At 32.3% G+C, this 13,137-nt stretch carries 11 protein-coding genes; 7 read left to right on the forward strand and 4 right to left on the reverse strand.

The features are described 5' to 3' along the window. Positions 1-16: 16 nt before the first annotated feature. A complete protein-coding gene (locus AB3211_RS04530) occupies positions 17-1,555 on the forward strand; it encodes an Npt1/Npt2 family nucleotide transporter (RefSeq protein WP_367363740.1) in 1,539 nt (512 codons plus the stop codon). Here AB3211_RS04530 and ccmA read toward each other — a convergent pair. Continuing rightward, on the reverse strand, positions 1,536-2,138 hold the full coding sequence (ccmA, locus tag AB3211_RS04535; protein ID WP_367363741.1) for a heme ABC exporter ATP-binding protein CcmA: 603 nt from the start codon (positions 2,136-2,138) through the stop codon (positions 1,536-1,538). The genes AB3211_RS04530 and ccmA overlap by 20 nt on opposite strands. A 147-nt stretch (positions 2,139-2,285) precedes the next feature. Here ccmA and acnA point away from each other — a divergent pair, with 147 nt between their 5' ends. The 3 genes from acnA (at position 2,286) to queF (ending at position 6,241) form a co-directional block, all read left to right on the forward strand. Beyond that, positions 2,286-4,937, forward strand: a complete 2,652-nt coding sequence (acnA, locus tag AB3211_RS04540) for an aconitate hydratase AcnA (protein WP_367363742.1) — start codon at positions 2,286-2,288, stop codon at positions 4,935-4,937. A 117-nt stretch (positions 4,938-5,054) separates the two neighbouring features. Then, entirely contained in the window at positions 5,055-5,411 is a 357-nt protein-coding gene (locus AB3211_RS04545) for a hypothetical protein (protein ID WP_367363743.1), read from the forward strand. Then, positions 5,408-6,241: an NADPH-dependent 7-cyano-7-deazaguanine reductase QueF gene (gene queF / locus AB3211_RS04550; protein ID WP_410521617.1), complete on the forward strand. Its 834-nt coding sequence runs from the start codon at positions 5,408-5,410 to the stop codon at positions 6,239-6,241. Before AB3211_RS04545 ends, queF begins: the two co-directional genes overlap by 4 nt. Before the next feature lie 107 nt (positions 6,242-6,348). Here the strand turns inward: queF and AB3211_RS04555 are convergent, their stop codons facing one another. Next, positions 6,349-7,350, reverse strand: a complete 1,002-nt coding sequence (locus AB3211_RS04555) for a serine/threonine dehydratase (protein WP_367363745.1) — start codon at positions 7,348-7,350, stop codon at positions 6,349-6,351. A gap of 90 nt (positions 7,351-7,440) precedes the next feature. Here AB3211_RS04555 and lon point away from each other — a divergent pair, with 90 nt between their 5' ends. Then, a complete protein-coding gene (gene lon / locus AB3211_RS04560; protein ID WP_367363746.1) occupies positions 7,441-9,780 on the forward strand; it encodes an endopeptidase La in 2,340 nt (779 codons plus the stop codon). A gap of 108 nt (positions 9,781-9,888) precedes the next feature. Here lon and AB3211_RS04565 read toward each other — a convergent pair whose 3' ends face one another. Further along, positions 9,889-10,437, reverse strand: a complete 549-nt coding sequence (locus tag AB3211_RS04565) for a DUF1543 domain-containing protein (protein ID WP_367363747.1) — start codon at positions 10,435-10,437, stop codon at positions 9,889-9,891. A gap of 267 nt (positions 10,438-10,704) precedes the next feature. Between AB3211_RS04565 and AB3211_RS04570 the strand changes: the two genes are divergently transcribed. Then, on the forward strand, positions 10,705-11,157 hold the full coding sequence (locus tag AB3211_RS04570; protein WP_341754554.1) for a 23S rRNA (pseudouridine(1915)-N(3))-methyltransferase RlmH: 453 nt from the start codon (positions 10,705-10,707) through the stop codon (positions 11,155-11,157). A 28-nt stretch (positions 11,158-11,185) separates the two neighbouring features. Next, positions 11,186-12,154: an LD-carboxypeptidase gene (locus tag AB3211_RS04575; RefSeq protein WP_367364819.1), complete on the forward strand. Its 969-nt coding sequence runs from the start codon at positions 11,186-11,188 to the stop codon at positions 12,152-12,154. Positions 12,155-12,183: 29 nt separating this feature from the next. Here AB3211_RS04575 and hemC read toward each other — a convergent pair whose 3' ends face one another. After that, positions 12,184-13,089: a hydroxymethylbilane synthase gene (hemC, locus tag AB3211_RS04580; RefSeq protein ID WP_367363748.1), complete on the reverse strand. Its 906-nt coding sequence runs from the start codon at positions 13,087-13,089 to the stop codon at positions 12,184-12,186. Positions 13,090-13,137: the final 48 nt, after the last annotated feature.

The raw sequence follows: 13,137 nt of genomic DNA on the forward strand, positions 1-13,137 counted from the left end.
TGAGCATGGGTATAAAATGGATACAGTAAATTCTTCTTTTAATATGTGGAATAGGGCTAGAAATAGTAAATTTAGACACGTTGTTTGGCCTATTAGATCTAACGAGTTAGTAAAGTTTATACCTATGGCTTTACTAATGTTTTGTATTCTCCTTAACCAGAATTTAGTACGTAGTATTAAAGATAGCTTGGTAGTGACATTAATTAGTACGGAAGTTTTAAGCTTTATAAAACTTTGGGGCGAGATGCCTATGGGTGTCTTATTTGTCATTCTTTACTCCAAACTTTGTAATATTATGACAACTGAGCAAGTGTTTAGGATAGTAGTATCTTTTTTCTTGGGATTTTTCATATTATTTGCTTTTGTGCTGTTTCCATATCGGGAATATTTTCATCCAAATCCTGAAGTAATAGCCTATTATGTTACCGTACTGCCACATTTAAAATGGTTTATCATCATTTGGGGAAAATGGAGTATTGTGTTATTTTATATAATGGGGGAGTTGTGGCCAGTAATTGTATTTACACTGTTATACTGGCAACTTGCTAATAAGATTACCAGTATTGAAGAAGCTCCAAGATTTTATTCGTTTTTTTCTGTATTTGGCCAAACTAACTTACTAATATCTGGCAGTATAATTATATATTTTGCAAAAGGTGAACATTTTTTGTTACCTCTATTTTCCCATCTTAACGACAAAACAGAAATTCTCCTTAAATCGTTTATGCTAATCATTATAATTTCTGGGCTGATTTGTTTGATTTTACATAGATTTGTTGAATTGAAAATTATAGAAACTACTAAAAATATTAGATACAAAAACAAAAGAACCGATATACTAAAACTAGGGTTAGTTGACAGCAGCAAAATAATTTTTACATCTAAATATTTAGGAATTATTTGTGTATTAATGATTTCATATTCCATGACAATCAACCTAATTGAAGGATTATGGATGTCTAAAACCAAGCAATTATATCCCTCTACCCAAGCATTTATATCTTACACTGGTGAGGTGTTTTTTTGGACGGGAGTACTTACTTTAATTTGTTCTTTTCTAGGTAGTAGTTTAGTCAGGATTTGTGGTTGGTTTTGGGGAGCAGTGATCACCCCTATCGTAACACTGTTATCAGGTATGATGTTTTTTACCTTTGTTGTACTAGAAAAACCTCTGTTGGCAATTATGACCGGTCTTAGTTATCTTTCTCCATTAATGATCATTGTTTTTGTAGGTGGTTTGTGGCATGTTTTAGGGAAAAGCGTAAAATATTCACTGTTTGATTCTACTAAAGAAATGGTATATATACCTCTTGATAGTGAAATGAAAACTAAGGGAAAGGCAGCAGTAGATGTACTTGGATACAAAATAGGAAAATCTTCTGGAGCAATTATTCAATTTGTCTCTTTCAGTATTTTCCCAAATACTGTACATAACGATCTAGCTGGTTTTCTGATGGCTGTTTTTCTTGTTGTTTGTGTAGTTTGGATTTTGGGTGTAAAAGTCTTAAATCGATATTACAAAAACTTACTAAGGTCTAAAAATTATAATCCTTAAGATTGATTATTTGTGCTGACTGAATATCTATATTGGAGTGAGAAGTAGCCACAATAACTCCACCATTATTTGCTTTCGAAATAATCAAGTTATATAGTAATTCTTTGTTTTCTTGATCTAGGTTTGCTTCTACTTCATCTAATAGCCATAAATTTGACTGGCAAGCAATGAGTTTTGCTAAGGCAACTTTCTTTTGGTTACCAGCAGACAGCTTGTAACATTTCTCATACAAAATATTATGTAACTTGAAATAGTATATCGAAGATTCTAAAACTTCAAGGGAATCATAAATTGTAGACCAAAATTTTAGATGCTCTAATACAGTTATTTGGGATTTTAATCCAAGATTATGTCCAATATAATTACAATAAGGTTTCTTTAAATATTTACAGTTCAATGATCTATACAAAACATTACCACTTGTTGGATTTTGTATATTAGCTACAATTCTAAGTAGTGAAGTCTTCCCGCAGCCATTTGCTCCCTGTAAATAAACTATAGATGATGGTAAAAAAGTCATACTAATATTAGTGAAGATAGTTTTTTCGTCTATAATAAGAGTGAGTTGTTCAAATGACAGCATTTATACGATTCTAAGAAAGTTTTTATATAATTTACTTCAAATATTTATTTTTTCAAGTTAAGTTAAATGAAAGGCTTAGTGGTAGGTATTTTAAAGTGTATACTTAAAGTGAAACCCTAATGATTAAAAAAATTTGGAGGAACGGGCATGAATCCTGATTATCTTAAAGAAATATTTGTAGGAGATAATCTTTATAAAATTTTTGATATAAATAAAGCGGCAAGTGATATTAATCTTGAATTAAAGCGTCTACCTTATAGTTTAAGGATATTATTTGAAAATGTCCTTCGTCTAACTGGTAGTAAAGAAAACTTATTACTATTTAAAGAATGGCTTAAGGCTAGAAAATCCGACGCTGAAATACCATTTATGCCGGCTAGGGTGCTAATGCAGGATTTTACCGGAGTTCCTGCTATTGTTGATTTGGCTGCTATGCGTGATGCTATAAAAAAACTAGGGGGTAATCCATTAAAGATTAATCCTCTGATCCCGGTTGACCTTGTCATAGATCATTCTGTACAAGTTGATTATTATGGAACAAGTGATGCGTTTGCTAAGAATGTTAAAATGGAAGTAGCACGGAATCTAGAGCGTTATGAATTTTTGAAATGGGGGCAAGAAGCATTTGATAATTTTAGAGTAGTACCTCCAGGAACAGGAATCTGTCATCAAGTTAATTTGGAATATTTAGCCAATGTTGTGTGGAGTAAACAACAAGATGGTGTAACTTTCGCTTATCCGGATACATTAGTTGGCACAGATAGTCATACTACGATGATTAATGGTTTAGCAGTTCTTGGTTGGGGAGTTGGAGGAATTGAGGCTGAGGCGGCAATGCTCGGTCAACCTTTATCAATGATTTTACCAGAGGTAATTGGCTTTAAGTTAAGTGGTTCTTTAAATGGTATGATTACTGCTACAGATTTGGTGCTAACAGTTACCCAAATGCTAAGAAAGAGAAATGTAGTCGGCAAGTTTGTTGAATTTTATGGAGATGGACTTTCCTGCCTTACATTGGCAGATAGGGCGACTATATCAAATATGGCTCCTGAGTATGGTGCTACTTGTGGGTTCTTCCCAATTGATAATGAGACTATAAAATACCTTAATTTTACAGCTAGAGATCAAAATAGAATAAAGCTAGTAGAGCAATATGCCAAGCTACAGTCATTATGGTTTGATCCAATAATTACTCCAGAATATACTGATATATTAGAGTTGGATTTATCTACTTTAGAATCTTCCCTAGCTGGTCCAAGACGTCCGCAAGATAGGGTTAATCTAAAAAATGCTGCTAGTAATTTTAAAACTGAACTACCTTCTCTAACTAGAGGTGATGTTGATATTGATAAAAAGTACCCTGTTGATGAACAATATAGTATAGGTCATGGTGATGTCGTAATAGCTGCAATCACAAGCTGTACAAATACTTCGAATCCTACTGTGATGATTGGGGCAGGCTTGCTTGCTAAGAAAGCAGTAGAACTTGGACTTATTAAAAAACCATGGGTTAAAACTTCGTTAGCCCCTGGTTCAAAAGTAGTAACAGAATATCTGAAAAAAAGTGGACTTGACCAGTATCTAAATCATTTAGGTTTTAATCTTGTCGGCTATGGTTGTACTACTTGTATAGGCAATTCTGGTCCGCTTATGCAGGAAATAGAAGAGACTATTGCCGGGAACAATCTTGTTGTTGCTTCGGTGTTATCTGGTAACAGGAATTTTGAAGGAAGGGTACACCCTTTGACAATAGCTAGTTATTTGGCTTCTCCTCCCTTAGTCGTTGCTTATGCCCTAGCAGGTACTATGAACATTGATCTTGAAACTGACGTGATAGGTAAAGGCCATAATGGTAAGGATATATATCTTAAGGATATTTGGCCAACCCACCAAGAGATAAAAGAGTTAATAGATCAGTCTATTAACTCTAAAATGTTCAAAGACAAATATAGTGAAGTATTTTTAGGTGATAAAGAGTGGCAAGATATTAAGGTAACTAAAACCGATACTTATAATTGGAGTAAAGATAGTACTTATATCAACAATCCTCCTTATTTTGAAGGTATTGAACATATATCTAGTAGCTTGCACGATATAGAATCAGCTAGAATATTAGCTATTTTTGGCAATTCTATTACGACTGATCATATATCTCCAGCCGGCAATATTAGTAAAACAAGTCCTGCCGCTAAGTATTTAACTGAGCAGGGCATTCTACCTCTTGATTTTAACTCTTATGGATCACGGCGTGGCAATCATGAAGTAATGATGCGAGGCACTTTTGCCAATAATAGGATTAAAAACGCTATGTGTCCCGGAATTGAAGGAGGGGTAACTATAAACCAACTAGGTAATCAAGAGAGTATCTATGATGCTGCAATGGATTATAAAGCTCATTCTGTGCCTTTAGTAATTTTTGCAGGCAAAGAATATGGCTCTGGTTCATCAAGAGACTGGGCAGCAAAAGGTACTAGTTTACTCGGAGTAAAAGCAGTAATTGCTGAAAGTTTTGAAAGAATTCATAGGTCAAACTTAGTGGGTATGGGTGTTTTACCGCTTGCTCTTTCTTCTTCTACTGTAAATGACTTAAAACTTGATGGTTCTGAGTATGTCACCATTACCGGCTTGAGTAATGAAATAACGCCTTATGAGCAACTTAATTGTATCATAAAGAGAAAAAGTGGTATAGTTGAGACTATCAAAGTAATATTACAAGTTTTTACAGATAATGAGATAGACTATATAAAACATGGTAGTATAATGCACTTAGTGGTTAAGAATTTTAGTAGACTTACCTAATTGTCATTGCGAGGAGTCACTTTAGTGGCAATCCATAAAAGTGATTAGAAATGGATTGCCACGACCACTGCGTGGTCTCGCAATGACGTTAGACACGCTAATTTTAAAGAGATGAACATGGATAAGGAGATTAAGAAATATATAAATGCAGGAAAAACAAACCTTATAGTAATTTATATATTATTTCTGTGTGGAGTAGTTGCACCGTTATTACCTATTATTGGAGCAGTTTTTGCATATATTAATAAGGATATTAAAGATGGACTTTTAGCTAGCCATTACACTTTTATATTACGTACTTTTTGCATAGGATTTATTGGTATTATAATATCTATGATAACCACTATAATACTAATTGGTCCGGTGCTGTACGCATGCTTGTTTGTTTGGTTTATATTAAGGATCGCTATAGGCCTCAAATATTTGTTGAATGATACAGAACACCCAAACTATATGACTTATTGGATAAAATAATGTTTATTGAAACCGTACTTGGAAAGCAAAGTAAATATGCAGATTTGTATGACAATAGTTTACTATACCCAATCAGTCGTGAATTTGCAAGAAGTCAACTACAGATAGTAGGTTGTTTGCCTTTCTATGGCTTTGACATTTGGAATTGTTATGAAGTTTCTTGGCTAAGTCAAAGTGGTAAACCTGAAGTAAAAATATTGGAGTTTGTGGTAGGTAGCGATTCGCCTAATATTATAGAATCAAAATCACTAAAGCTTTATTTAAATTCTTTTAATAACACTAAGTTTGACAGTGGAGACCAAGTAGAAGAATTAATTGCAAAGGACTTAAGTCTAATATTTCAAGCACCTGTGACTGTTGCTATAAAAGATTTAGAATCATATGAGGGAACAAAGCTGCAGTCCTTTTCAGGCATAAATTTGGATAAGTTGGAAGTAACAATTATTAGTTTTGAGACTAGCCAAAATTTACCAAAATTGTCTGAAGACAATACGCAAGTAGTAGATGAGGTGCTATATTCTAATTTGTTAAAATCGAATTGTTTAGTTACTAACCAGCCAGATTGGGCATCAGTACAAATTAGTTATAGAGGCAAAAAAATTGACCATAGTTCTTTATTAAAATATTTTGTATCATTTCGTAATCATAATGAGTTTCATGAACAATGCGTTGAGCGTATTTTTTGTGATATTAATAAGTTTTGTACTCCCGATCAATTAACTGTTTATGCGAGATATACAAGACGTGGTGGCATAGATATTAATCCTATACGGTCTAGTTGTAGTGTAGATGTTACGAAACTTAGTAATATAAGGCATATTCGTCAATAATGCTAAAGTAGTTAGTACTACAGTTGTAGTGACTCACAACGATGTCACCCCTGCGAAGGGGTAGGGAAGACATCGGGATTAAACCGATGTTTTATATCGAACTCAGGTTACATTAATGGGTTCGGTAAATTAGATAGATAGTTTCCCTTCCAAAGCTCCCGATAAAGAACAGGATCAATGTTTCCACCTGATATAAGTACTAAAACTCTCTTAGGTTTTGATTGTCTCTTTAACCAATCAACTACTCCAACCATATTTAAAGCACATGATGGTTCACAAGCAATTTTTAGCAAATGCGTTAACCAAGCGGTCCAGTAATATATAGAATATTCATCAGCAAGAAAGAAATCATCAAGTTTATTTAGATAATTAAATGTACGTGTTGAAACTGCTAAAGTACGCAAGCCATCTGCTATAGTATGTGGTGAATCAGTAAATCTATATATTGAACCTTGCTTAATAGATAAAAAAGCATCATTCGCATTAACCGGCTCTGAACCTATAAGCAAGCTGGATGGAGACAGTAATTTTTTTGCTAAATATGATCCAGAAAGTAATCCACCTCCTCCACAAGAAGCAAAAATAGCATCTGGGCTAAACCCTAGCTGTTGCAAGGCTTCATAACACATAGTACCAGCCCCAGCTATACTCGAATCGCTATCAGAAGGATGCAAATAGTAGAAATCATTTTCTATGTCACCTTTTGCCCTATCTTCCGCCACTTGCCTAGTATCGGTCAGTATAATTTCTGCTCCGTAATATCTTGCTGCTTGTTGCTTAATTGGAGAAGTATCTTTTGGCAAATAAATTCTTGCATTTAGATTAAGGATTTTTGCTACCCAAGCAAGACCAATTCCATGATTACCTGTACTATATGCAACAATTTTATCTAGTAAACGCTCTCGTTCTTGTAACTCTAATAAATGGTTTAATACCCCTCTAACCTTAAATGCTCCAGTTTTTTGCAACGATTCTATTTTAAAGAAAATTTTATGCCCCAGCATTTCATTTAAAGTTTCAGACTGGACTATTGGAGTCAAATGAAGATATTGTTTTACCCTATTACTTGCTATTGATATTATATTTGAAGGTTGAGGTGATAAATGCATATATAAAACTAAATGTAGCTTGAAATCCCAGCACGGCAACATTATATAGTTAACAATCCCTTTAGTATATAAATTTTTCAAGGTTTTAGTATGACAAATAAAGAAAAATTACCCCTACTCGTATTAAAAGATATGGTGATATTTCCCGGCATGGTTGCTCCCATATTTGTCGGTAGGACAAAGTCTCTAAAAGCCTTACTTAATACTAAATCTACAGATACTAATAGATATATATTATTGGTGTTACAAAAACAACAAGATCAAGACACTCCAGATATTCAAGATCTCCATTCTACAGGAGTAATTGCTAAAATTATACAAACAGTAAGATTACAAAATAATGCAAAAATTCTTGTTGAAGCAATGCAGAAGGTTAAACTTCATAACATAACTAATAAAGAAACATTTGAAGCTGAATATAGCATACTACAAGATGAAGAGGTAATTGATGTGGAAGCTTTAAAAGTTTCTACATCAATTGTCATTGAGTTATTTATGAAATATACCAAGAATCATAAAAAAATTAATCCAGAAATAATAGAAACAATAGCTGATGAAATAACCAAAGATCCGACAAATTTTAGTTATATTACTAATGTGCTAGCCTCTTATCTGACTGCACCATTACTAATAAAACAAACTTTATTAGAAGAAACAAAACCTCAAACACGAATTAAAACTATAATAGATACATTAACATCTAGTATGGCTCAAATGGAAGCAGAACAAGCTTTACAACTACGAGTAAAAAAACAAATTGAAAAAACTCAGCGTGATTATTACTTGCACGAACAAATGAAAGCTATACAAAAAGAACTTGAGCAGGATAAATCTGACTTTTCTGATATAGAAAAAAAGATTAAGACCTTAAAACTTTCAAAAGAAGCAAAAGAAAAAGCCGAATCAGAACTGAAAAAGCTAAAGCTTATGAATCAAATGTCAGGTGAATCCTCAGTTGTTCGTAACTATCTTGATACAATATTAGCTATGCCATGGGGAAAATTTGATAATAGTAAAACTGATATAAATAAAACTAGAGAAATTTTGGATCGGGATCATTTTGGTCTTGAGAAAGTCAAGGATCGCATCATTGAATATTTAGCAGTATTACAACGCTCTAAAAAAATTAAAGGACCTATACTATGTTTAATTGGTCCTCCAGGAGTGGGAAAAACATCACTGGTCAAGTCAATTGCTGAAGCAATGGGTAGGAAATATACTAAATTTGCTCTTGGCGGCATTAGAGATGAATCGGAAATTAGAGGTCATAGAAAAACATATCTTGGTTCTATGCCAGGAAAAATCATAAACTTAATTAAAAAAGTTAAAACTAATAACCCTGTTATGTTATTAGATGAAATTGATAAAATGGGTTCTGATTTCCGAGGCGATCCAGCATCTGCTTTACTTGAAGTTTTGGATCCTGAACAAAACAGCCATTTCGTTGATCATTATTTAGAAGTAGAATATGATTTATCAGAAGTAATGTTTATTGCAACAGCCAATTCTTATAATTTGCCAAGAGCTTTACTAGATCGTATGGAGATCATTAATGTTTCTGGTTATGTTGAAGAAGAAAAATCACAAATTGCTAAAAACTATTTAATACCAAAGCAATTGAAACTACATCAAATGAAGAAAAATGAACTAACTATTGATGATGGAGCAATTTTAGAGTTAATCAGATATTATACCAAAGAATCAGGGGTAAGATCGCTTGAAAGAGAAATTAGCTCTGTTACAAGAAAAGTATTGCAAAGGATTCTGAGTAACAAAGAAGTAAAAAGCATATCAATATTATCTGAAAATCTTGAAGAATATTTAGGTGCTAGAAAACATAATTTTGGTTTAGCTGAGAAAGAAGACCAAATAGGTAGTACCACGGGGCTTGCTTATACAGAAGTTGGCGGAGAACTATTAACCATTGAAGCATTGTCATTCCCTGGAAAGGGAGATATTAAAACTACAGGCAAGCTTGGGGATGTAATGAAAGAATCCGCTCAAGCAGCTTATAGTTGTTTCCGCTCTAGAGCTAATAATTTTGGACTGAAGTATGAAGATTACAAAGACCTTGATATCCATTTACATGTACCAGCTGGTGCAATTCCAAAAGATGGACCATCTGCTGGATGTGCAATATTTACCACTATTGTTTCACTTATGACCAAAATACCAGTCAAAAGAACTGTGGCAATGACTGGAGAAATCACCCTAAGGGGTACAGTGTTACCAATTGGAGGACTAAAAGAAAAATTATTGGCTGCTAGCCGAGGGGGTATACAAACAGTACTAATACCTGAAGAGAACATCAAGGATTTAAAAGATATTCCACCGAATATAAAGAATAGCTTGGAAATTTTATCAGTGTCAAATATAGATGAAGTACTAAAATTAGCTTTAGTGAATAATAATTTTACGGTTGCTAACTAAAAAAACATTAAGATAGAAACTTGAATAGACTTAAAACCTACATATTCAAGCCAATTTGGGATAAGAATTAACTAATTCTTATCCCGAATTGGGGTGCTATAAGTCTATTCAGTTCGCAACACTGCCATTCAGCTTTTGATAACCATTGATTACAGTATTTTCTTGTTCAATACCAGTGTAATCAAGAACAATATAATAATTATCAATTTTATCAATTCTGATACATTCATCAATATCATAGATGTTATCACAATGCTGCATTTCTTCATTTTTGGGTGCATTTATTTTTGCTTTTTCAATGGCGGCATGCATTGACTCTGCAACAATAAGGGACATAAAATGAAATTCTCCAAAAAAGTTCTTTTTATAAGAACCAAGGTTGACAAAAAATAAACGATTTTTTCTAGTTTGTGGAGTTGTTTCAGAAATACGAATATTAAAACCATCTACAGTTTCAGCTATAAACCAAGAATCAATATGCAAAGAATTAGGCGACCCAATCCATTTTTTTCTAATTTGCTCCGACATATCTATATTTGATTTCCCAACAACGAAAACTACATCATGTATTTCTATACTACATCCTTCAATCTTACCACCAAGATAAAAAATACCTAATTTAGGAGTATTAAATATAAAATTTTGGAATTGCTGCATATAACTATGTATAGTCCTCTATAATATAAAAACATTGTGGATAAGTTTGTGAATAAAAAATGAATAATCATTTTGTAAAATCCATGTTCAAGTTAATTTTATGTCTTATTAACAAACAAATATATTACCATAATTGCTTAAAGTATTGATTAAATCTTATTAACATCTTAATTATAAATAGAAAAAATATTGATGCCATTGACTAATTTTTACTTAGTGGATAACTTTTATCGTGTATAATCAAATTAATTAATCAATAATAAAATAATGAGACAAATACAAATAATTTCTGTTGGCAAACTTAATAATTATTATCAGCCAATTGCTAGAGATTATCAGAAACTGATAAAATATAATATAAAATCTACAGAAATTTCTTATTCAAAAAAATTACCACCTGAACAAATTAAACAATTTGAAGGCAAATTAATTAAAGAATTTTTAGAAGAAAAATCCTATAAAATAGTATTAAATATTATTGGACAAAGTTATACTAGCCATGAATTTACAAAATTAATAGAAAATAATTTGCAATCCGGTAAAAATATACAATTTATTATTGGTGGTGCGTTTGGTTTAGATAAGACTATTCTTGAACAAGCAAACATTAATCTTAGCCTTTCAAAAATGACTATGCCCCATCAGATGGCAAAAATAATATTATTAGAACAAATATATCGGACTCAGACTATAATAGAAAACCATCCATATCATAAATAGGCTATACCCGATGAGAATCAATATTCGTATAATCCTCCTACCAATTGTTTTTATGTTATTATCAGCATTTTCGAATCTAGACTTTAACAAAAATAACAAGGAATTTATTAGCTTATTGAAAGATACAAAAATTACTGTTGTCGCTCCTGCTTCAGGGGTAAGCAGTGAATTATTATCTAATTTAAAAAATATTATTTCATTAAAACTAGATATTCCAAATAGTTGCTTTGGAGGAAAAAGCTTATTCCATTCTACCGATGATAAAACAAGGTTATCGTGTTTGGAAAACGCATTACTGGATCAATCAAATGACGTAGTATGGACACTTCGTGGGGGATATGGTTCAGCAAAATTGATTCCTGACTTACAACGCATGACAAAACCTATAAAGGAAAAGTTTTTTATAGGGTTTAGTGATATGACTGCTTTACATATTTTCTTTTCTCAAGAATGGGGATGGAAGACAATTCATGGTAATGGAATCATTGAAATATTTAATCCAACAAGAGATCATCAGAATTTTATAAAAATAGCAAAAATAATTTCTGGTAAAGAAACTCTAGCTAAAATTAAAGGGTTATCAGCAATCAACCCTGCCGCAAAATCTAGCAAAATTGTTACAGGTAATCTTACTGGTGGTAATCTAACTATTGTACAAACATCTATAGGTACATCATGGCAAATAAAAACAGCAGATAAGATCCTTTTTTTGGAAGATGTTGACATAAAACCATATCAGCTAGATCGTACTTTATATCATTTAAAACAAGCAGGGCTGTTAGATCATGTAAACGCTATAATATTTGGGACTTGTGGAAGTGATGGTAAGAGTATCATTACTGTTCTTACTGATTTTGCAGCAACCTTAAAAATTCCAGTATTTAAGACTAATAGGTTTGGTCATGAGCAAATTAATGATCCAATTATTTACAATACTAGTACGAAAATTATTCCTTCTAATGATAACCAGTTCGAATTAATAATGAAATGCTATTAAGAATAATTCTAAATTAACCCAAGAAAGTTTTAGCTATAGTCAATATCTAACATCAAAGCTTTTGCAGCCTGTATGCCAGAATTTCTACAATCTTTTGGATTAGAAATATCACTATGAAAAACTATTTTACTACCGTCAAAATCAGACAGCATAAACTCTGTATGAATATCATTACCTATATACGTTGAATAAGCAGCTATAGGAGTTTTACAATCTGCATCTAAATATTCCAAAAATGCCCTTCCAGCTTGCATTAGCTCCCATGTTTCAAAATGGTTAATTTTATTACATATTTCTTGCATTTTATTATCATTTTTTCTTATCTCTATCGCTATAACACCCTGTCCTACAGATGGCAACATTTCCTTTGTCTCTATTAAGTGGCAATATTGTGTATCAAATAGCCCTAATCTTTTTAAACCACTATAAGCTAAAATGGTTGCATCAACATCCCCTTGCATTAATTTTTTTATTCTTGAATCAACATTTCCTCTAAAAGTAACAATTTTTAAATCAGGTCTTTTTCTTTGTATTAGGACTTTTCTACGCACTGAAGATGTACCTACCTTACTAGCAAAAGGCAGTTCTTCTATTGATTTATAATCTAAGCAGACAAATACATCCCGTGCATCTTCGCTCTCAAGTACAGCACATATCATCAATTCTGACGGTAGTTTGCAAGGTACGTCTTTTAAGGAATGTACAGCTAAGTCAATTTCGCCATTTATAAGAGCATTTTCTATTTCTTTTAAAAATAAAGCTTTGCCACCTATATCATACAGATTTTTATCCTTAATCAAATCACCAGAGGTAATTATTGGAACTATTTCACAATTTATGTTTGGGTAATGAATTTTAATTTGGTCGACTACTAAATTTGTCTGTACTAAAGCCAAAGGACTTCTTCTTGTACCTATTTTTATTACTTTCTTCATAGCAATTATCTTTTAAAAAAAATTAAATATTTTTTATCTGTATTTTAT

Source organism: Candidatus Tisiphia endosymbiont of Nedyus quadrimaculatus (assembly GCF_964059235.1).
Lineage (GTDB): Bacteria > Pseudomonadota > Alphaproteobacteria > Rickettsiales > Rickettsiaceae > Tisiphia.